At 62.9% G+C, this 20,756-nt stretch carries 21 protein-coding genes and 1 tRNA gene; 7 read left to right on the forward strand and 15 right to left on the reverse strand.

Annotated elements, in window-relative coordinates; translation table 11 throughout:
* Positions 1 to 50 precede the first annotated feature (50 nt).
* From araD1 to chvE, 4 genes are all read right to left on the reverse strand, one after another.
* A complete protein-coding gene (gene araD1, locus FJ930_RS22465) occupies positions 51 to 1,043 on the reverse strand; it encodes an AraD1 family protein (RefSeq protein WP_140744249.1) in 993 nt (330 codons plus the stop codon).
* Positions 1,044 to 1,239: 196 nt separating this feature from the next.
* On the reverse strand, positions 1,240 to 2,532 hold the full coding sequence (gene mmsB, locus FJ930_RS22470) for a multiple monosaccharide ABC transporter permease (RefSeq protein WP_140744116.1): 1,293 nt from the start codon (positions 2,530 to 2,532) through the stop codon (positions 1,240 to 1,242).
* Positions 2,529 to 4,061, reverse strand: a complete 1,533-nt coding sequence (mmsA, locus tag FJ930_RS22475) for a multiple monosaccharide ABC transporter ATP-binding protein (RefSeq protein WP_141840148.1) — start codon at positions 4,059 to 4,061, stop codon at positions 2,529 to 2,531. Before mmsA ends, mmsB begins: the two co-directional genes overlap by 4 nt.
* 99 nt (positions 4,062 to 4,160) lie before the next feature.
* Positions 4,161 to 5,231, reverse strand: coding sequence for a multiple monosaccharide ABC transporter substrate-binding protein (gene chvE, locus FJ930_RS22480; RefSeq protein ID WP_140749290.1), 1,071 nt, complete (start codon positions 5,229 to 5,231; stop codon positions 4,161 to 4,163).
* Positions 5,232 to 5,542: 311 nt separating this feature from the next.
* On the opposite strand from chvE, the gene FJ930_RS22485 reads away from it, so the two are divergent.
* The 3 genes from FJ930_RS22485 (at position 5,543) to FJ930_RS22495 (ending at position 8,012) form a co-directional block, all read left to right on the forward strand.
* Entirely contained in the window at positions 5,543 to 6,532 is a 990-nt protein-coding gene (locus tag FJ930_RS22485; protein WP_140749287.1) for a LysR family transcriptional regulator, read from the forward strand.
* 78 nt (positions 6,533 to 6,610) lie between these two features.
* Positions 6,611 to 6,985, forward strand: coding sequence for a protamine-2 (modular protein) (locus FJ930_RS22490; protein WP_246676993.1), 375 nt, complete (start codon positions 6,611 to 6,613; stop codon positions 6,983 to 6,985).
* A gap of 268 nt (positions 6,986 to 7,253) precedes the next feature.
* The gene (locus tag FJ930_RS22495; protein ID WP_141840149.1) at positions 7,254 to 8,012 is read left to right on the forward strand and encodes a Stf0 family sulfotransferase; all 759 of its coding nucleotides are present in this window, start codon (positions 7,254 to 7,256) and stop codon (positions 8,010 to 8,012) included.
* Between the two features lie 139 nt (positions 8,013 to 8,151).
* Here FJ930_RS22495 and FJ930_RS22500 read toward each other — a convergent pair.
* The 8 genes from FJ930_RS22500 to FJ930_RS22535 all read right to left on the reverse strand — a co-directional run bounded on the left by FJ930_RS22500 (position 8,152) and on the right by FJ930_RS22535 (position 14,869).
* Positions 8,152 to 8,225: transfer RNA gene (locus FJ930_RS22500), tRNA-Gly, on the reverse strand.
* Between the two features lie 198 nt (positions 8,226 to 8,423).
* The gene (locus FJ930_RS22505) at positions 8,424 to 9,917 is read right to left on the reverse strand and encodes a hypothetical protein (RefSeq protein ID WP_141840150.1); all 1,494 of its coding nucleotides are present in this window, start codon (positions 9,915 to 9,917) and stop codon (positions 8,424 to 8,426) included.
* Positions 9,914 to 10,366: a GtrA family protein gene (locus tag FJ930_RS22510; RefSeq protein ID WP_141840151.1), complete on the reverse strand. Its 453-nt coding sequence runs from the start codon at positions 10,364 to 10,366 to the stop codon at positions 9,914 to 9,916. Before FJ930_RS22510 ends, FJ930_RS22505 begins: the two co-directional genes overlap by 4 nt.
* Positions 10,367 to 10,398: 32 nt before the next feature.
* The gene (locus FJ930_RS22515; protein WP_210245373.1) at positions 10,399 to 11,424 is read right to left on the reverse strand and encodes a glycosyltransferase family 2 protein; all 1,026 of its coding nucleotides are present in this window, start codon (positions 11,422 to 11,424) and stop codon (positions 10,399 to 10,401) included.
* Between the two features lie 111 nt (positions 11,425 to 11,535).
* On the reverse strand, positions 11,536 to 12,966 hold the full coding sequence (locus FJ930_RS22520) for a HAMP domain-containing sensor histidine kinase (RefSeq protein WP_141840152.1): 1,431 nt from the start codon (positions 12,964 to 12,966) through the stop codon (positions 11,536 to 11,538).
* Positions 12,963 to 13,637, reverse strand: coding sequence for a response regulator transcription factor (locus tag FJ930_RS22525; RefSeq protein ID WP_141840153.1), 675 nt, complete (start codon positions 13,635 to 13,637; stop codon positions 12,963 to 12,965). The genes FJ930_RS22520 and FJ930_RS22525 overlap by 4 nt, the downstream gene beginning before the upstream one ends.
* A gap of 46 nt (positions 13,638 to 13,683) precedes the next feature.
* The gene (locus tag FJ930_RS22530; RefSeq protein WP_141840154.1) at positions 13,684 to 14,070 is read right to left on the reverse strand and encodes a hypothetical protein; all 387 of its coding nucleotides are present in this window, start codon (positions 14,068 to 14,070) and stop codon (positions 13,684 to 13,686) included.
* 181 nt (positions 14,071 to 14,251) lie between these two features.
* Positions 14,252 to 14,869, reverse strand: coding sequence for an outer membrane protein (locus FJ930_RS22535; protein WP_141840155.1), 618 nt, complete (start codon positions 14,867 to 14,869; stop codon positions 14,252 to 14,254).
* Between the two features lie 487 nt (positions 14,870 to 15,356).
* Between FJ930_RS22535 and FJ930_RS22540 the strand changes: the two genes are divergently transcribed.
* The gene (locus tag FJ930_RS22540) at positions 15,357 to 15,620 is read left to right on the forward strand and encodes a DUF6460 domain-containing protein (protein WP_140749270.1); all 264 of its coding nucleotides are present in this window, start codon (positions 15,357 to 15,359) and stop codon (positions 15,618 to 15,620) included.
* Between the two features lie 9 nt (positions 15,621 to 15,629).
* Here the strand turns inward: FJ930_RS22540 and FJ930_RS22545 are convergent, their stop codons facing one another.
* Positions 15,630 to 16,532, reverse strand: a complete 903-nt coding sequence (locus FJ930_RS22545; protein ID WP_141840156.1) for a histone deacetylase — start codon at positions 16,530 to 16,532, stop codon at positions 15,630 to 15,632.
* 125 nt (positions 16,533 to 16,657) lie between these two features.
* On the opposite strand from FJ930_RS22545, the gene FJ930_RS22550 reads away from it, so the two are divergent.
* Entirely contained in the window at positions 16,658 to 17,998 is a 1,341-nt protein-coding gene (locus tag FJ930_RS22550) for an MATE family efflux transporter (RefSeq protein ID WP_141840157.1), read from the forward strand.
* Here FJ930_RS22550 and FJ930_RS22555 read toward each other — a convergent pair.
* Both FJ930_RS22555 and FJ930_RS22560 read right to left on the reverse strand, forming a co-directional pair.
* A complete protein-coding gene (locus FJ930_RS22555; protein ID WP_141840158.1) occupies positions 17,991 to 19,070 on the reverse strand; it encodes a quinone-dependent dihydroorotate dehydrogenase in 1,080 nt (359 codons plus the stop codon). The two genes, FJ930_RS22550 and FJ930_RS22555, sit on opposite strands and share 8 nt — an antisense overlap.
* A complete protein-coding gene (locus FJ930_RS22560; protein WP_141840159.1) occupies positions 19,067 to 19,417 on the reverse strand; it encodes a DUF952 domain-containing protein in 351 nt (116 codons plus the stop codon). The genes FJ930_RS22555 and FJ930_RS22560 overlap by 4 nt, the downstream gene beginning before the upstream one ends.
* A 108-nt stretch (positions 19,418 to 19,525) precedes the next feature.
* On the opposite strand from FJ930_RS22560, the gene FJ930_RS22565 reads away from it, so the two are divergent.
* Both FJ930_RS22565 and FJ930_RS22570 read left to right on the forward strand, forming a co-directional pair.
* Entirely contained in the window at positions 19,526 to 19,954 is a 429-nt protein-coding gene (locus tag FJ930_RS22565) for a hypothetical protein (RefSeq protein WP_140749255.1), read from the forward strand.
* Positions 19,955 to 20,076: 122 nt separating this feature from the next.
* Positions 20,077 to 20,736 (forward strand): response regulator transcription factor, encoded by a 660-nt coding sequence (locus FJ930_RS22570; protein WP_140749296.1) that lies wholly within the window; start codon positions 20,077 to 20,079, stop codon positions 20,734 to 20,736.
* Positions 20,737 to 20,756 lie beyond the last annotated feature (20 nt).

Here is a 20,756-nt window from a genome sequence, read left to right on the forward strand (position 1 = left end):
CCCCCTCTGCCCTGCCGGCCATCTCCCCCACTAGGGGGGAGATCACACTCTTACAGCGCCTTCACGGCCACCCCCACCGGCTTTTCGATCTCGAGCGGGTTGCGCAGCGGCAGGCCGAAATCCCCGGCCTCGATCTCGAAGACGTCACCGGCCTCGGTCCTGATGCCATCGGCGAAGGACAATGTCGCGGTGCCGAACATGTGGACGTGTACGTCGCCCGGCTGCCGGAAGGCCGAATATTTGAAGTGGTGGTGTTCGAGGTTGGCGATGGTGTGCGACATGTTGGCTTCGCCCGACAGGAACGGCTTTTCCCAGAGCGTCTTGCCGTCGCGCACGATGCGCGACGTGCCCCTGATGTCGGACGGCAGGTCGCCGATCAGGATCTCCGGCCCGAACGAGGCGTTGCGCAGCTTGGAATGGGCAAGGAAGAGATAGTTCACGCGTTCGGTCACATGGTCGGAAAACTCGTTCGACAGCGTGAAGCCGACGCGGAAGGGCGCGCCGTCATCGCCGATGACATAGATGCCGGCGACCTCGGGTTCCTCGCCGGCGTCGTTGGCGAAGGCCGGTGACAGGAGGGCGGCACCCGGCGCCACCGCCATCGTGCCGTTTCCCTTGTAGAACCATTCCGGCTGCACGCCGACCTGGCCTTTCGCCGGTTTGCCCCCTTCCAGGCCCATGCGGAACATCTTCATGGAATCGGTGAGCTGTTCCTCGCCGTCGGTGCTGAGCTTCCTGTGCATGGAATCGCGCGTCGCCGCCGAACCGAGATGCGTCAAGCCGGTGCCGGTCAGATGCAGGTGCGCCGGATCGGGGTGATTGATCGGCGACAACAGCCGCCCCTTCTTGTAGGCGGCGTCGAGGTCGACCGTCTCGCCGAGCCCCTTGCGCTCGATCAGGGTGGCGAGGCCGATGCCGGTGCGGGCAGCCTCCATCGCCAGCGAATAGACGCTGCGGGCGCCGTTGATGATCCGGGTCTTGCCGCCGTTGCGGGCAACGACACGGATGGTCTCGGCGTCGTCGAGAATCTGCGAGATCAGCATGATCAGTCCTCTCTCATGTGCCTTGGCATGGCTGCCAGCTGGGCAAACCTTCCTAAGCGCGGCCGGAACGTTGCCCATGCCACGGGTGAAATTCTCCGTTCGGATTGCGCTCGCGGGCCTGTCCCTTGAGGGAACTTCTTCGTGCCAGTCGGTTGCCGGCAGCGCCGCGATGTGACCCGTATGCCTTCCTGGTGCCTCAGCCCTTGTTCTTGTTGTAGACGTCGAACACCACGGCGCCGAGCAGCACCAGGCCCTTGACCACCTGCTGCCAGTCGACGTTGACGCCCATGATCGACATGCCGTTGTTCATCACGCCCATGATGAAGCCGCCGACCACCGAACCGATGACCTGACCGACGCCGCCCATCGCCGAGGCGCCGCCGATGAACACGGCGGCGATGACGTCGAGCTCGCTGCCGAGGCCCGCCGCCGGCACCGCCTGTCCGAGGCGCGCCGCGATGATCAGACCGCCAAGCGCCGACAGCACGCCCATGTTGATGAACACATAGAGGGTCAGCCGCTCGGTGTTGATGCCCGACAGGAGTGCGGCCTTGGGATTGCCGCCCATCGCGTAGATGCGGCGGCCGATCGTCATGCGCTTGGTGACGAAAACGAACAACGCGATCAGCGCAGCCATGACCGTCAGCACGACCGGAAAGCCCTTATAGGTGGCGAACTGATAGACGAGAAACAGGACAAGCGCACTGATCACCAGCGTCTTGACGGTGAAGAGCGAGAACGGCTCGGCCTGATAGCCGTGCCGCTCACGCGTGCGTCGTGCCTTGAGGCCGAAGAAAATGTAAGCCGCCACGCCGATGACCCCGATCACCATCGTCGTCATATGCAGCGTCAGGCCGCTGCCGACGATGGTCTTGCCCGCCGCATTCACGGTTGGTGCAATCAGCGTCAGCGGGCCGATCAGGTCGGGGATGAAGCCGGAACTCAGCTTGTTGAAGCCATCCGGCAGCGGGCCGACCGAGGAGCCACCGCCGAGCAGCGCCTGGCACATGCCACGGAAGATCAGCATGCCGGCCAGCGTGACGATGAAGCTCGGTATTCGATGATAGGCGATCCAATAGCCCTGTGCCGCGCCGATGGCACCGCCGATGATCAGGCAGAGGATCGACACGACCAACGGATTGCTGAGCGGGCCCAGATTCCACGTCACCATCATGTTGGCCGCGAGCGCGCCGATGAAGCCGGCGACCGAACCGACGCTGAGGTCGATGTAGCCGGAAACGATGACCAGCAGCATGCCCAGCGCCATCACGATGATGAAGGAGTTCTGCTGCACGAGGTTGCTGAGGTTCAGCGGCTTGAACAGTGTGCCCGACGTGGTGAACTGGAAGAACACCATGATGGCGATCAGCGCCAGCACCAATCCGTAGTCGCGCAGATTGGTGACCAATGCCGAGACCGCGAAGCGTGGCGTATCCGCCCCGCCATCGGCAGTGGCGGATTGCGGTACGGGAGCGCTCTCTGTGCTCATGATGCTTTTCCTTCTCCCCGAACGATGGCGCGCATGATCTTTTCCTGGCTGGCGTCGTTCGCCGCCATTTCACCGACGATGCGCCCTTCGTTCATCACATAGATACGGTCGGTGATGCCGAGCAGTTCGGGCATTTCCGACGAGATCACGATGATCGCCTTACCTTCGGCGGCCAGGCGGGCGATGATCGTGTAGATTTCGTATTTGGCGCCGACATCGATGCCGCGCGTCGGCTCATCGAGGATCAGCACTTCCGGGTTGGCGAACAGCCATTTCGACAGCACCACCTTCTGCTGGTTGCCGCCCGAAAGGTTGCCGGTCATCTGGTAGACGCTCGACGCGCGGATGTTGGTCTTCTTGCGATAGTCGTTGGCGACGTCGAGCTCGCGCAGGTCGTCGATCACGCCGTGGCGCGACACGCCGCCAAGATTGGCGAGCGTGATGTTGTGCTTGATATGGTCGATCAGGTTCAGCCCGTAGGTCTTGCGGTCCTCGGTGACGTAGGCGATGCCATGCTTCACCGCTTTGCTGACCGAGGAAAGATCGACAGGCTTGCCGTTGAGCAGCACCTCGCCGGTGATGCGGCGGCCGTAGGAGCGGCCGAACAGGCTCATGGCGAATTCGGTGCGTCCTGCGCCCATCAGCCCGGCAATGCCCACCACTTCGCCTTTGCGCACATCGACATCGATGCCCTTGATCACCTGGCGGTCGGCGTGGATCGGGTGATAGACCGACCAGTCGCGAATCTGCAGCACGACATCGCCAATCCTGGGCTCGCGCGGCGGATAGCGGTCGTCGAGCGAACGACCCACCATCGAAGTGATGATGCGGTCTTCGGAAATGTCCTTCCTGGCAAGCGTCTCGATGGTGCGCCCGTCGCGGATGATGGTCACCTTGTCGGCGACCCGGTTCACCTCGTTGAGCTTGTGCGAAATCAGGATCGAGGTCATGCCTTGCCGCTTGAATTCGAGCAGCAGGTCGAGCAGGGCCTGGCTGTCCTTTTCCGACAGGCTCGCCGTCGGTTCGTCGAGGATCAAGAGCTTCACTTCCTTGCTCAGCGCCTTGGCGATCTCGACCAGTTGCTGCTTGCCGACGCCGATATTGGTGATCAGCGTATTGGGATCTTCCTTGAGACCGACCTTCTTCAGCAACCCGGTCGTGCGCGCCTCGTTGGCATCCCAATCGATGATCCCGCGCCTGGCATGTTCATTGCCAAGAAATATGTTCTCGGTGATCGACAGCATCGGCACCAGCGCAAGCTCCTGGTGGATGATGACGATTCCCTTGTGCTCGCTGTCGTGAATGCCCTTGAAATGGCACTCCTCGCCGCGAAAGATGATCTTGCCGTCATAGCTGCCTGAGGGGTAGACACCCGACAGGACCTTCATCAGCGTCGACTTGCCGGCGCCATTCTCGCCGACCACGGCGTGGATCTCGCCTTCCTCGACACGCAGATTGACGTTCGACAGCGCCTTCACGCCGGGAAACGTCTTGGTGATGTCCTGCATCTCCAAAATCGTCGAGGCCATGGGCAATAATTCTCCTGCGAGGTCCGCAACAATACCGGGGTCGCTGGTGAACGAAAAGGGGCCCTGCGTTGCGCAGGACCCCTGGCTTTGCAACCGAAATTACTTCAGGTCCGCGGCCTTGATGTAGCCGGAGTCGACGACCAGCTTCTGGTAGTTCGACTTGTCGACTTCATGCGGCGTCAAGAGGATCGAGGGAACGACCTTGACGTCGTTGTTGTAGGTCTTGGTGTCGAGGCCGTCCGGCTTGCCGCCCGACAGCACCTTGTCGACCAGCTCGACGGTGGCCTTGGCGAGGTCACGTGTATCCTTGAACACGGTCGAATACTGTTCGCCGGCGATGATTGCCTTCACCGAAGCGGTTTCGGCATCCTGGCCGGTCACGACCGGCCAGGGCTGGTCGGCGGTGCCGTAGCCGACGGCGCGCAGCGAGGCGATGATGCCGCGCGACAGGCCGTCATAGGGTGACAGAACGCCATCGACGCGGGCGCCGCCGCTCGAGTAGTTGGCCGAGAGCAGATTGTCCATGCGGGCCTGTGCGGTCGCGGCCAGCCAGCGCAGCGTGCCGACCTTGTCCATGCCCATCTGGCCGGACTTCACGACGAGCACCTTGCTGTCGATCAACGGCTGCAGCACCGACATGGCGCCGTTGTAGAAGAAGAAGGCGTTGTTGTCGTCGGGCGAGCCGCCGAACAGCTCGATGTTGAACGGACCCTTCTTGTCCGGGTAGCCGAGACCCTTGAGCAGCGAATTGGCCTGGATGACGCCGACGCCGAAATTGTCGAAGGTGGTGTAATAATCGACATTGCCCGTCTTCTTGATCAGGCGGTCATAGGCGACGACGACGACGCCTGCGTCATTGGCCTTTTGCAGGGCGGCCGACATGGTGGTGCCGTCGATCGAGGCGATGATCAGCGCCTTCGGGCCCTTGGTGATCTCGTTTTCCAGCTGGCTGAGCTGGTTGGGGATGTCGTCCTGCGCGTACTGCAGGTCGACCGTGTAGCCCAAAGCCTCGAGCTGGGACTTCACGGCGTCGCCGTCATTGATCCAGCGCTGTGAGGTCTTGGTGGGCATCAGCACGCCGACGAGCCCCTTGTCGGCTGCGTAGGCGGTGGCCGACATGGCCGCGATGCTGACCGCCAAGGCGGCGACTAACGTCTTGATGATTTTCACTTAACTCTCCCTGGTTGATGGACGCGGCACCCCGGGGGTCGCGGGCCGCGCAATCGTGCAGAAGCGCCAAGGCACTGCTGCCGTCATATCGATCTCCGGTATCCTCCCATGGTTTCGAGCCGCTCATTTCAATCGATACGATTTTTTATCGTCGGCGACCGTCGCGTCTCGGAACGCACTGACGTTGCGACCCTTTTGCCATAACTGTCAAATGCGATCTTTGATGTTTGCTATATCACGCTTGGTATGTGTTATTGAGACAAGGCAGGGCGGCACGAATGCCGGCTGGCCAGGAAGGAATCGGGGAAAGCATGGCGGCGTTACGAAATCCGGCCGCGGTTTCAAACGGTTACAGCGAGACGCCGGGCGATGGCGAAACCTTGCTGCGCAGCGGCCTCAGCCTGCGTCACATGCGCATGATCGTCGCGCTCGACGATCACGGCCGGGTGAGCGCTGCCGCGCAGGTGATGAACATCTCGCAGCCGGCGGCCTCGCGCATGATCGCCGAGATGGAGGCGGTGCTGGAGGTCAAGCTGTGCGAAAGGCTGCCGCGCGGCATCACGCTGACGCCCTACGGCAAGGCACTGGCAAGGCGCGCGCGCTCGATCCTGCTGGAGATGCGCGAGGTCGATCGCGAGATCTCCGAGCTCAAGGCGGGCAAGGGCGGCTCGGTGTTCCTGGGTGCCGTGACCGCGCCGGCGATTGAACTCGCGGTGCCGGCGATCCGCGAAATCCGCCGCATCTATCCGCGTATCGAGATCACCATGCAGGTTGAGACCTCCAATGTGCTGGCACGCGAACTGATCGCCACGCGCCATGATTTCATCATCGCGCGCATCCCTGACGACCTCAATCCGCGGCTGTTCGAATCCCGTGTCATCGGCGTCGAGAAGGCCTGCCTGATCGTGCGCCGTGGCCACCCGCTCACCAGTGCCAGCGTGGTGCGGCTCGAAGACACTGCGGCCTATGACTGGGTCTTCCAGTCCGGCGGCTCGCCCTTGCGCCAGGCGATGGAGAGCAATTTCCTCAACCGCAACATCGCCTTGCCGGACCGGATCCTCAACACCAGCTCGCTGCTCTTGACGCTGGTCATGGTCGCGCAATCCGACGCCATCGCGCCGGTCTCGGTGCAGGTGGCGAAATTCATCCAGAATCCCGATGGGCTCGCCGGTGCCATCGATGTCGTCCAGACCGAATTCGACATCGAGGTCAGACCCTACAGCCTGATCACGGTCAAGAACCGCGTGCTGTCGCCGGCGGCCAAGATGCTGCACGATTTCATCCTGCGCGAAGTGGGATGAGGGAACAACAATCGCGACCGCGCGTTCAGGGCTATCGGCATGCCGCTGAAGCCCATTCGGCGAGGGAAGGAGACGCCGATGATCAACTTGGAGGAGGGTTCGATGGAACGTCGGTTGTTTCTTACTGGAATGCTTGGCGCCGCCGGGGTGGTGGCATTTGCGAGTGTAGCCGGACCCAGTCGCGCCATTGCCGGTATCCCGCAGGGCAACGGGATTCTCGATGAGCTCGACAAGCCGGATCCGGCTGTCTTCGAAGGGGATGACGAGGCCCGATTGGAGCAGGTTTCCGATCGTCGCTGGCATCGCTACGGCGAATGGCGTCATGGTCGCCGCTGGCGTCGTCGCCACGGGCGCCGCCGTGTCTGGCGCAGGGTTTGCCGCCGGACCTGGCGCCACGGCCGCCGCCATGTGCGCTGCTGGCGCGAGCGCGTATGGGCCAGGGTCTGGCTGTAATCGGCTTCTGCCTGACGCAAGGACCGGCCACCGTTGCGTGGCCGGTCTCTTCACAACAAATCTTGTGCAGCCCGGCGCCGATCGCCTCAACGCGACAGATTTCGCCTTCATTTTAGCTTAGCCTAAGATAGAATCGACGGAACGATATCAGCCCCTGGCCGTTGAAGCGCTGTTTAGGTGGAGTTGTAAGCATGCCGAGGGGCCATCAGGAAGAACCGTATTTTGTAATGAGGATCATGCATTTGAAGGCAGCGGGCAATCAGCACGCATGAAAGGCGTGGCGATACTGACTGAGGCCCGTAGCGGCTCCGAATGGCTTGGCAGCCTGGCAAACAGCACCGGATTGTTCGGTAAGTCGGCAGAATGGCTTGATACGGCCAATCTGGGATGCAAGCCGAAATCCTTCGACGAACTCATGTCCGCGGTGATCGATCGCGGCGGGACGGCAAATGGTAGGTTCGCGGTAAAGCTGTTTCCCCGGCACCTTCACTGGTCGCAGGCGAAATATGGAGCCGACTTCCTCGCGGAATGCCTCCGGCGCCATGCCATGGGTTTGGTCCTGCTGGAGCGGCGGGACCGCCTTCGCCAAGCGATTTCCTATTGCCGGGCGAAGGCGTCAGGCCGTTGGAGAAGCACGGACGGAGCGGATTTGGTTCCGCGATACGACTTCGCCGGTATCTGCCAGGCCTATTTCCTGATCGAACAGAGCTATGCCTTCTGGGAGGCCTACCTGCGCATGGCGGACCTGCCCTACGATCATTTCTTTTACGAAGACCTGTTGGACGACCCCCGCCCTTATGTGGCATCGGTGGCCCGGCAATTGTCGATTGAAATGCCGAACCGCGAGTTCAAGACGAATTTGCGGCTGCAACGGGACAATCACACCGAGGACTGGGCAGAGCGATTTCAAAACGACGTCAAATCCAAGGGCCTGCTGGCACATCTCCCCAAAAGGGTGGCGCCGCGAAATATCAACAACCTCGCCCGGTTCCTTCTCAAGAAGCAGATGCGAATTGGCCAGGCCTGACTTGACTTGACTAATGTCATGTCGGCCCCATCACGTGGTCGGGGTTCATCGCTCAGTGCGGTTGGCAACAGCACATGGTCTGTAAAACCGCCTATTTCCGGAGGGCGGCAAATCAGGCGCAAACCCTTGCGGCAGAGATTGGAGCGGGTAGCGGGAATCGAACCCGCGCGTTCAGCTTGGGAAGCTGACAAGCTACCATTACATCATACCCGCGCGTGCCCTCGTTACCATGAGGTTCGGCCTTCGGGCAATCGCAAAGCTGCCGTCAAACGCATGCTTCCCAGGTTTCGTGGGCGCTGGCCTGCGATTCCTATTTTATCTTCGCGACCTTGCTGCTGGCGGCAAAGCTTGGCCAGTATTTCGAAATGGCGAGCGTCGTGCCGGACAGGTTCGCGCGGGCGCGGTAAAAAATCAGGCGCCGGGAGGCAGGTAGATCACGGCATACTCGTCCGCATAGGCGCGCTTCCAGCCCAACTCCGCGAAGAAGGGGATGCGGGTGTCGTCGGCTGTGAGGAGCGCCCAGCCGATGGTGTATTTCTTCAACTGGTTCTCCAGCAGGGGTTTTCCGTCGCTGTGCCCCGTCGCCTCGTCGGTTTTCGTGAACCCGTTGAGGAACAGCTGGTCCGTTCTGCCGTCAATGTAGGTCTTGATGCCGTGGAAGATCAGCGTGCCGCCGAAATTGTAGGAATTCAGAACGTTGCCGGACAGATGATGATCCCTGGCGAATGCGAGGGCGCCGCTGGCCGCTGTCGTCGGGCTTGGCGCGACCCGGTAGGTGCTGCCGAGAACTGAGACGACGCCGACCGCCAGGACAGCCATCGCGCCGCAGATTGTGTAGAACCGGCTGGCGAAGACCTTCTCCAGCTCATCACGCTTTTCCGCCAGCCATGTAGTAGCCGAGAGCGCAGGATATTGCCGTGCGATCTCGGCCGCGATTACCAACGGAATCAACAGGAAGGGCAGATATACAAATCGCAGATGCGCGAGATAGACGTGCAGCGTGAATACGATGAACAGCGCCTTGGCCCAGCCGATCCGGAGCCTCGAAACCAGAAGCCCGAAAAACGCCAACAGCATCGCTGCTTCCTGGAAGAGCTGTTCTTGGGCGTTGAACGGCCGCCACTCCAGGATGAGTGGTACCGCCTCGTTGCCATAGGCCACGGTGAGCGTGGCCAGGATGGCCTTCACGCCATAGGGATGCATCAGGCTGACCAACGGGCAGAGCAGGCCGAAAGCCGCCCATTTCGCCAGCAGGGCGGGTTTTGACAGGCCCGAGCGTGCCAGGAGATCGAGCCCGGCAAAGGCGGCGATGACGAAGCTCAGGGTGAACGTGGCATGCAGGTTCGCCCACAACACGACAAGCACGAGCAGCCACAGGGGCGGGGCTCGCTCTTCCTGCGCGGCACGAAACAGCATTGCCGTCCAGACGACGATGATCGGCAGGGTGAAGACGTGCGGGCGTGCCGTGTAGATCGGGGCGATCAGGAAGGCCGCGACGAAGGCCAGCGCCACCGCCAGTATCGGCTTCAGCCATGCGCTGAGGAACCATCCCATCAGGAAGACGGCCAGGCCGACCGTGGCGATGATCAGTGCGACGACGCCATTCCAACCGCCCGCGCGGTAGGCAAGGGCCAGAAGAACCTGCCCCAGCCATTCCTTGGCGATCCAGGGCTGGCCTGCAAAAGTATGGGAATAAGGGTCTACGGCCGGAAACGTCCGGCTCGCCAGGAAGTCCAGGCCGACCTTCACGTGCCACCAATTATCGGGATCCTGCAGGATCGCGCCGGCAAAGTTCGCCAGCACATAGGCCACGACACAGGCGCAGAGAAGACAGAATACCAGCCTGATGCGTTGCGCGTCCCCGAGCGACGGAGTGGCCGTGATGATTGTGGCGGCCTGATTCATGTCGCGGTTCCGGTCCATGCCGCATTCGTTCCGGCCAAGGCGTCCGGATCATCGGCGACGAAGACGAAACGGGACGAGCCCAGATAGAAGATGACCGAGTAGAGGCAGTTGCCAGCCAGATGGATAAATTGGTTTTCGATGATACCGGCGGACATGGCGGCGATCACGATTCCCAGATTGGCGCCATAGACGACAATGAAGGTGATCGCGTACCGAACGACCGCGCCGGAGCGAAAATCGCCAGCGCGCCCGAACGTCCATCGCCGATTGAGGAAGAAGCCAATGAGGCCCGCGGCATAGCCTGTGGCATTGGAGACGATGTCGCCGAGCCCCAGCGCCAACGCGGTCAGGATGAGCGTATATCCAAGCGCGGTGTTGAGAAGCCCGACGGCGCCAAAGCGCAGCATCCGCGAGAAATCAGACGGAAGAGCCGACCGCATCCTGCCCATGCCGTTCCCGTTGCATCAGGTGAACCTTCGCCTCAGCCACGCGCGGCCCGTTTCGCCATCTCCTGCAGGCGATGGACAGGCAGGTCGCTGTTCTTGGCGGGCTGGTCGCGCGAAACGATTTCGTTGACGAAGTAGAGCGGCCGCCGCTTCGTTTCCATGTACATGCGGCCGAGATACTCGCCGAAGATGCCGAGCACCAGGAGCTGGACGCTGCCCAGGATCAGCATGATCGCGGCAAGGCTCGTCCAGCCAGGCAGCACATTGCCAACGGACCATTCCAGCAGCGTATAGCCAAGCACGACCAGGCCGAGCAGGCCGAACATCATCCCCAGCAGCGAGGCAAACCGCAATGGCAGGATCGAAAAGCTGGTCATCGCGTCGACCGCCAGAAGAACCATCTTCTTCAGCGGATAGTGGGTGGTGCCGGCAAAGCGCCGGTGGCGTTCGTAGGGGAAGGCGACCTGCCTCAGCCCGATCCAGCTCACCATGCCGCGAATGAACCTGTAGCGTTCGGGCATCGCGTTCAGATGGTCGAGCGCACGCCGGCTCATCAGCCGGAAGTCGCCGGAGTCCGGTGCGATGTCGACATCGACCATCCGACCGAGCAGGCGATAGAACATCGAGGCCGAAGCCAGTTTGAACCAGCTTTCGCCGTCGCGCTTCACCCTTTGGCCGTAGACGACGTCGAAGCCTTCATCCATCTTCACCATCATCGCGCCGAGCAGTTCGGGCGGATCCTGGAGGTCGGCGTCGAGAATGAGGATGCGCTCGCCGCGGCAGAACTCAAGCCCCGCGCTGAGCGCGATCTGGTGGCCGTAGTTGCGGGCCAGGTCGATGGCGACCACATGGTCGTCCTTTTCGGCCAGTTCGAAAATGGCCTCGCGGGTGCCGTCGGTCGCCCCGTCGATGACAAGAACGATCTCGTAGGAAGGGCTTTGCTCAAGGCATACGGCGCTGACGCGCCGGTGAAGCTCGGCCACGCCGTCGCGCTCGTTGTAGCATGGCACGACGACCGACAGCATGACTGGGCGGCGCGCGCCGATTTTTCCCGTTCCCACCAAAGCCTGGCTCCCGCTATGGCAATGGCAATAATGGCAATTGGTTAGAAAACAGATAAGCCCGACATGGGCCGCCGACACTGCGCGTCTTGGCGCCGTCGATGACAACCATTACGAACGGACCGGTAACTCCATGCGGATTCGGGCGCCGCACCATGAGCCCGTCAGGATCCGGATCGTTCCGTCATGCAGCAGCGCGATCTGCCGGGCGAGGTTCAGTCCCAGTCCCGCTCCACGCGACTGCGGCTGCAAGCGGTAAAAGGGCTCGAAGACATTCTCGCGCTCTTCCGCGGGAATGCCCGGGCCCTCGTCGCGCACTTCGACACCGCCGGTCCCGTCGATGGCTATCGTGATCGTGCCGCGGCCGCCGCCATGCTCGATGGCGTTGCGCACCAGGTTGGCGAGCGCCCGCTCGATCTGCAGCACGTTGACCTCGACATGCGCCTTGTTCGGCGACGGTTCGAAGGCGAGGTCATAGCCGGCCTCGATGGCGAGCGGGGCGAAGTCGGCGGCGACCCGGCTGACGAGATCGTCGAGATCGACGATCTGGCGTTGCTCGGACGGGCGATCCAGCAACTGATGATCGAGCAGTTGCTGGGCAAGGTGCGACAGACGCTCGATGTCATGCAGCAGGCGCACGCTTTGTGGTTCCTGCTTCAACAATTCGGCGCGTGTGCGCAGGATGGCGATCGGCGTGCGCAATTCGTGCGCGGCGTCGGTCAGGAAACGGTTGTGCCGGTCATAGCCCTGCGCGAGCCGGGCCAAAGCCTCGTTGAAGGCGTTCACCAGCGGTGCGATCTCCTGCGGCACCTGCTTGACCGGAAGTTGCATGGCCCGGGTGCCGATATCGATGCGCGCGGCCTGGCGCACGGTGTCGACAAGGCCGGCAAAGGAGCGGCGCACGACGGTCGGCGTCGTCACCAGTGTCGTCGCGCCCATCACGAGGATGACGGGCAACAGCAGGATTGCGATGACGACCGCGAGCGCCGGCAGCGCGCGCTCCCAGTTCCTGCTGCCATCCGGATTGCGCGCGACTTCGACGGTGGCCGAGATGTTGACTTCGAGGCCGTCTGTCTGCTGGCGCGACGACTGCGTCGCGGCGACGATCTGCACCGTGCCGGCCTTGGTCGAAGCGTTTTCCAGATAGGCTTCCGGCCGCATGTCCTTGTCGGAGAATCCGATCGTGGCGTGGTCCGCCTCGCCAAGCAGGTCGCCCAAGTTCTTGGTATAGACGTCCGGTATGGTGCCGAAGCGGACGCTTTCGCCACTGCCGTCGCGAACGACGTACCAGACATTTGGAAAACTCTCGCGAAACGCTGTGAGTTCTTCCGTTTCACGCACGATCAGCCTGCCGTCCTTGTCCCGGTCGACGGCATCCTTGACGGCCGCGACGGCAGCCTCGTTGTCGATCAGCAGGCGCGGATTGGCGATCCACAGTGCTGCCGCGCAAAGCACGATGAAGATAAGCAGCGTCGCTGCCTGCAGCAGGATCAGCCGGCGGACCAGGATCCATTGCAGCGAACGCGCGCGCGCCTTCTTCACGAGGCCGCCCGCAAGAGATAGCCGAGATTGCGGATCGCCCGGATCTCGATGCCGGCGGCGACATCGTCGAGCTTGCGGCGCAACCGGGAAATATGCGCGTCCAGCGCATTGGAGCCGATCTCGTCGTCCAGGGCGTAGACGGCCTCTTCGAGCGCGCCGCGCATGATGGTCCGGCCCGGCCGGCGGATAAGGGTTTCAAGCACCAGCCTTTCGCGCCGCGGCAGATCCAGGGCCTGATCCTCGACCAGCGCCTCGCGATGGCGGAAATCATAGATGAGGCGGCCGACCATCGTCTGGTTGGCGCGCGAAGTGAACGAGCGCCGGTGCAGCGCATGGAGCCGCGCGACGAGTTCCACCGTGGCGAAGGGCTTGACCATGTAATCGTCGGCACCGGCATCGAGCCCGGCGACGCGGTCGTCCAGCCCGCTCATCGCCGTCAGCGCGATCACCGGTACGTCCAGGTGCAAGGCGCGCAGACGCGGGATCAGGCCGAGACCGTCGCCATCCGGCAGCCGGCGGTCCAGCACCACCGCGTCGTGATAGCCAAGACGAGCTACCGCCTCCCCGTCGGCCAATGTCGCGGCATGGTCGACGACGATATCCAGACGCTCGAGAGCGGCCTTCAGCACGGAGGCCATTTCCGGTTCGTCCTCGATCAGCAGGACGCGCATACGCATTCTCCTTCACCCACGGCCGGTCGGGATCCGCCGCGGCAATTCATTCGCATTCCAGCTTTGGCTGGCGGAAATTGGTGACGAACCAGCGGCCGCCCGAAGCGCGTGCGTAGAATGTGTAGAAGCATTCCTGGCGCTCGATATAGCCGGGCGTTTCGGTCTCTTCATAGACGGTTCCGTGTTTTGTGTGGCGAACCTCGCCGCTCGATGTCCCGGAAACCGCGTTCGTCGACACCTTGCGCCATTGATAGGCACGCTCGCCCTGGCCGAGGTCGACGACCGCTATTGGCGGACCATAATCCAGAATGACCGATTCGACCGGTTGCCCGACATAGTTCTTCATGATGTCGGAGGCGCAGCCCGCGAGCGCGATTGCGATGAACACTAGCTTCAGGGCTCGTAGGATGTAGCCGGCTCCATGCATGGACATAACAGATTCCCATCGTGAATTCACGCGCGGGACCTAGATCGCGAAGATTACATCGACATTGCAGCGAAGTGCCGGATCGGGGTCCATTGCGGAAAAGCCGTCGTCCAAAGGCTCGGGCGCATATCGAAACACGCGATCGCGCGACGCCCGGCGGGCTTCGCGCGATCCGATGTGCACCCTCCTAGAACCGATAATTGATGCCGGCCTTCAGCTCATGACTGCCGATCGTCGTCTTGGCCGCACCAAGGGCCGATGTCGTCTCGACGCCGGGAGTGCGGACATAGTCGTACTCCACCTTGGCCGACAAGCCACCGGCGAAGCCCTGCTCGATGCCGGCGCCGACGAGATAGCCGACCTTCCATCCGTCGCTGCTGCTCAGATTGTCAGCCTTGTCGAACTTGGTCAGCGCAACGCCTCCAGTTCCAAACAGCAGCGTCTGGTCGAAGCTCAGGCCGGCCTTGGCCTTGGCCGCACCACGCCATTTCTCCTTGATCTTGCCGCCTTGGACGTTGTGTTCGGCACCGCCGAGATAAGAGCCTTCGATCTCGGCGCCGAGAACAGCGGGGCCCATCTGCTGGTTGTAGCCGACCTGAACGCCGCCGCTGAAGCCGTTTCGGTCGGCGAACGGATTGGGCATCTTGGTGAACGCCGTACCGCCATGGACACCGACATAGGCGCCGCTCCACTGGAAGGCGGGGGGATCGTTGTAGGTTGGCGAGAGGTCGGCGGCCATCGCCGGCCCGAGAAGGCACAAGGCGAGGGTTCCCGCCGTCAGGACGATCTTTGCTCGAGAGGACACTGCATTACTCCAACACGGACGCGCATCCGACAAATCGATGCGCAGGTTAATTCCCGGGAGCCTGACCGTTGGGCGGCCATGCTCCGATTGGCGTCTTTCAGGGATGGTCGTGCGGTTCTGGGGACCGGCTTTCGCCGGCTGTTGTAGGGGGCAGGGCGCCGCGCGGTCCATCACCTGAAAGACGCCTGATATCTCGCAGGTGAAAATTGCACGCACATTGCGCGACATTCGAAAATGACGATTTTGCGCTTTATTTTCAATAAATTAAAATGATCTTGTTTACCTATGTTTAAGAAATGCGGAGCCTCGGAATCCTGAGTCTCGATCATCCGGATGAAGGGCCACACCGTTCCGGCTCGTTCGCCGCTCGGATGCTCGAGCGGTGACGGCTTCCCGCGTACGGACCGCGCTGGCTTGATGGATGGCTGCCAAGCACGTATCTCTGGGCCGTGCCCATGAGTCCGGGCATCTCAATCGGGAGACGGCCTTGTCCGCACTGACACGCATTCTTGGCGACTCGCCGCTCAGGGTGATCCTGAAGCTGCTGGTGGTGTCGTTCCTCGTCGGACTGGTCATGAATGCCTTCGGCTGGTCGCCGATGGATGTCTTCTACGGCATCCAGAAGTTCTTCATCGATCTGTGGAATCTGGGTTTCCACGCCATGGACCGTTTCCTTGGCTACATCCTGCTCGGCGCCGCGGTCGTCGTGCCGGCCTTCGTCCTGCTCAGGATCGCCAACTACCGGAAATAGCTTTCCTGCTTAGACGTAGCCCGACGCGACCTCGAACAGGAGGGCGTGGCGGGCGGCAAGAGCTGGCACATCCGTGGAATAGCCGCCGCCGATGACACCGCAGACCGGAATGCGGCGCGCGCGGAAATGACTGATGACGGTCTCGTCGCGGGCACGAAGTCCGTCATTGGAAAGTGCCAGCCGGCCAAGCCGGTCCTCGGCATGGACGTCGACGCCGGCGTTGTAGAAAACGATGTCCCAGCGCGCTCTGGCCGACAGCTCCGGCAGGATCGTGGCTAGCCTTTCAAGATAGGCGGCATCGCCCGTGCCGTCGGGCAGCGCGATGTCGAGGTCGGAGGCGATCTTGCGCGCGGGGTAGTTGCGCTCACCATGCATGGAAAAGGTGAACACGCGCGGCTCGTCTCTCAGAATATCCGCCGTGCCGTCGCCTTGATGCACGTCGAGATCGACCACCAATATGTTGTGTGCCGCACCCTCTGCGAGCAGCATCAGCGAAGCGACCGCGACGTCGTTGAAAGTGCAGAAGCCGGCGCCCTGTGCGCGCCGTGCGTGATGGCTGCCGCCGGCGGTGTTGCAGGCAATGCCGTGGCGCAAGGCAAGCCGCGCCGCGAGTGCTGTGCCGCCCGTGGCAAGCTGTGCGCGCAACGAAACGCGCGGGCCAACCGGAAAGCCGATCTCGCGCTCGATCGTGTCCGGGACAGAGCAGGTGATGACCTGGTCGACATAATCCGCCGCGTGGGCGAGCTTGAGCCATGAGGCTGGTGCGGGTTCCGCAGTGTTGAGCGCGTTGGGTCCGGCCAGGCCGCGGGTCCGCAAGACCTCCATCAGCAAGGGATACTTGCTCATCGGAAAGCGATGATTGACGGCAAAGCCGGCGTCATAGTCGGGGTGGTGGACGATCTGCAGGGGCATGAACGGGAACCGGCGGCTTCGCGCCAGAGCGGGATTTCGGTTGGCCGTCGCGTTAAGAATGATTGCGCGGTGGCCGGAAAATGGGGCACATCGGCTCTCCGATCAAGCAGCAAGGCAGCAATCCCTTGGATAAGGGTGCAACCCCGGCCGACGCCAGATATTTTGTCGTCACCAACCGTTCCGTGCTCGCTATCGCGGTGCCGATGACGCTTGCCTACCTGACGACGCCAATGCTCGGCCTGGTCGACACGGCCGTGGTCGGCCAGTTCGGCGACGCCGCCTTGCTCGGCGGCCTTGCGGCGGGCGCGCTGGTCTTCGACGTTGTCTTCACCTCCTTCAACTTCCTGCGCTCGGGCACCACCGGCCTCGTCGCCCAGGCGTTCGGGCGTGGCGATGCGCTCGAGGAGCAAGCGGTGTTCTGGCGCGCCGTTCTCATCGCGGTGGTCGCCGGTATAGTGCTGGCGGCGCTTTCGCCTCTGCTCGCTGTCGGCGGCCAGTGGTTCATGGATGCCGGGCCGCGCGTCAGCGAGGCGATGGGCATCTACATCAGGATCAGGCTTCTCGCCGCCCCCTTCTCGCTGATCAACTATGCCATCCTTGGCTATGTCCTGGGGCGCGGCGAGGGCGGACTCGGGCTGGTGCTGCAACTGGTGCTGAACGGCATCAACATCATACTCTGCTTCCTGCTCGGCCTGGAGCTTGGCTGGGGCGTCGCCGGCGTCGCCTGGGCGACCGTCACCGGCGAATTCCTGGCCATGCTGCTGGGTCTTGCCATCGTTGTCGGACGCTTCCGCGCCACGCCGCCCCTGCCACGCCATCGGCTGCTCGACATGGCGGCCTTCCTGCGCATGCTGTCGCTCAACCGCGACATCATGATCCGCTCCTTCTCCCTGCTTGCGGCCTTTGCGCTGTTCACCCGCCAGGGCGCGCAGTTCGGCACGGTGACGCTGGCCGCCAACGCGGTCCTGATGAATTTCTTCCTTGTCGCCGGCTATTTCCTCGACGGCTTCGCCACCGCCGCCGAACAGCTTGCTGGCCGCGCCGTCGGCGCGCGTGCCGAGCGGCCCTTCCGGCAGGCGGTGCGGCTGACCTTGCTCTGGGGCCTTGGGTTGGCCGGTGCCGCGACGCTGGTGCTGCTCCTGGCCGGCGCCGATCTGGTCGCCATCGTCACGACATCGCAGGAGGTCCGCGCCGTGGCCGACACCTACCTGCCCTGGGCGGCGTTCACCGCGCTGAGCGGTGTGCTGGCGTTCCAGATGGACGGCGTCTTCATCGGCGCGACCTGGTCACGCGACATGCGCAATATGATGCTGCTGTCGTTCCTCGTTTTTGCCGTCGCGCTGCTCACGCTGGCGCCTGCCTTCGGCAATCACGGCCTTTGGGCAGCATTGCACGTGTTTCTGCTGGCGCGCGGCTTCAGCCTGCTGACAATTCTGCGGCTACGGGTGCGGACGGCCTTCAACTGAGCGGCTTCGATGCCCATCGATCAAGATGGCTGTCGCGCAAGTCGCGAATGGACTTCAGCCGCTCGGTCTCGGCAAATCGCGCCATCCCGGCGACGATCCGGCCAGGCAGCGCCGGTCCGGCATAGATCATGCCGGTGTAGAGCTGGACGAGATCGGCCCCTGCGCGGATCTTTTCCAGTGCCGTATCGGCGGAATCGACGCCACCAACACCGATGATGGCCATGTCCGGCCCGAGCAATTTGCGCATTCTTGCCAACGCGATGGTCGATCGATCGAACAATGGCCTGCCCGAAAGCCCGCCGGTCTCGCGTGCAGTGTCGCCGCTGCGCAGCGGCGGCCGCGAAATGGTGGTGTTGGAGACGATGACGCCGTCGACCCGCTTCCCGGCGACCTCGGCGGCGATATCCTCCAGTTCGGCCTCGGCCAGATCCGGCGCGATCTTCAGGAAAACGGGTGGTTGCGCCGATGCCGCGGCACGCGCGGCCACGACCCGGGACAGCAATTCGCCGAGTTGCTCGCGCGCCTGCATGTTGCGCAGGCCCGGCGTGTTCGGCGACGAGATGTTGACGGTGAGATAGCTGGCATAGGCGGCGAAGCGGGAAACGCCGCGCTCATAGTCACCGATCCGGTCGGCGCTGTCCTTGTTGGCACCGATGTTGACGCCGACGATGCCAGGGCGCCCCTTGCGCGCGGCAAGGCGTTTCTCGGCGGCCGCATGACCCTCATTGTTGAAGCCCAGCCGGTTGATCACCGCTTCATCCGCCGTCAGCCGGAAGATGCGCGGCTTCGGGTTGCCGGCCTGCGGCAGCGGCGTGACCGTGCCGACCTCGGCGAAGCCGAAGCCGAGGCCAAGCAGCGCGTCGGGCACCTCGGCGTTCTTGTCGTAGCCGGCGGCCATGCCGAGAGGGTTCGGGAAATCGAGACCGCAAAGCCCGACCCTCAGCCTCTCGTCTTGTATCGGTCGCCTGGCCACCGGCAGGCCGCAGCGCAGCGCCGCGATCGACAGGCCATGCGCGGTTTCCGGATCGAAGGTGAACAGCAGCTTCTGGCCAAACCGGTCGAGCACGCTCATTGCTCCTCCAGCGCCGGGAACTGGTGGGTGCCGTCGGCACCAAGCGGCAGCGGCTCGACCCAAAGCACGGCGCTGAGCTCCAGCACGCCATGGAGATGCGGAAACAGGGCGCCGCCGCGCGACACCTCGTATTTCAAGGCGTCGCCCAGGCTGGCGCCGTCGATGGCGACCAGCAGGAGGTCCGTCTGGCCCGAGAAATGCCTGGCCGCCGTTTCCCTGACCTGCGCCGCCGTCGAAAAATGGATGAAGCCGTCGGCGATGTCGATCGGCGCGCCGGTGAAGCGGCCATTGGCTTCGGCCTCGCGCCAGGGCGCTTCCGGGGTTATCTTGTAGATAATCTGTGACATGGTTGCGCTATAGTCCGAACCAGTCATGCGGGGAAGGCCACCCCAAGGGGTCGTCCCCATTTCCGGCGCAAACATGCGATATTTCAGGCTTTGGCCATGGAGGACAACATGCGTCTGCAGCACATCTTGATCCCCGCCGCGCTCGCTTCACTGGTCGCGGCCTCAGCTTATTCGGAAGAAACCGACCGCTACCGGCTGGAGAAGTCTGACAACGGCTATGTCCGCATGGATACACAGACCGGTGCTATGTCGCTCTGCGAGGAGCGCTCCGGCCAGCTCGTCTGCAAGATGGCGGCCGACGAACGCGCGGCTTTCCAGGACGAGGTCGACCGCCTGCAAACATCAATGAAGGCAATGGACGAGCGCGTCACCAAGCTGGAGAATTCGCTCTCCGCCCGTCTCGAATCGAAACTGCCGAGCGAGGAAGATTTCAACAAGACGATGAGCTACATGGAGCGTTTCCTGAAGGGCTTCATGGGCATCGTCAAGGATATGGACAAGGACAGCGGGGTCCAGCCCAACTCGCAGAAGACCTGAGCGCCATAAGGGAAAACGCGGCGCGCTGGCTTTGCCGCTTGAAAACGGCGCGCGGCCCCTCATAATCGTCCGACTGATCCCGAAAAGCCTTGAAATGATCGATGGGATTCGGGGAGGGATATTTGCCGTCAGGCTACACGTTCGTCATCGCCGACGATCACCCGCTGTTTCGCGGTGCGCTGCGCGAGGCGCTTGCCGGCATCGGCAATGTCGCCGCCATCCACGAGGCCGGCGATTTCGAAAGCGCCAAGGCGCTGGTCGTGGCCAATGAAGATGTCGATCTGGTGCTGCTCGACCTGTCGATGCCCGGCGCCAGCGGTCTTTCCGGCCTGATTTCGCTGCGCGGCGTGCATCCCGCGGTGCCGTTGGTGGTGGTATCGGCGCATGACGATCCGGCGACCATCAGGCGCGCGCTCGATCTCGGCGCGTCCGGCTTCATCTCCAAATCGGCCAGCATGGAAGAGATCCGCGGCGCTGTGCAGACGGTGCTTGCCGGCGACATCGCCGCGCCGGTTGGCGTCGATCTCGGCGTCGAGCGCGATCCGGAAATATCGGACCTGATCAAGCGGCTGCAGGCGCTGACGCCGCAGCAGACACGCGTGCTTGGCATGCTGGCGGAAGGCCTGCTCAACAAGCAGATCGCCTACGAACTCGGCGTCTCCGAGGCGACGATCAAGGCGCATGTCTCGGCTATCCTGCAGAAGCTCGGTGTCGACAGCCGCACCCAGGCGGTGATCCTCCTGTCCAAGATCGGCAGCGACCCGCTGCAGACGAGCGGCTGATCCGCTCTTGTCGTCGCATC

The sequence above is a fragment of the Mesorhizobium sp. B2-4-15 genome (genome assembly GCF_006658505.1).
Lineage (GTDB): Bacteria > Pseudomonadota > Alphaproteobacteria > Rhizobiales > Rhizobiaceae > Mesorhizobium.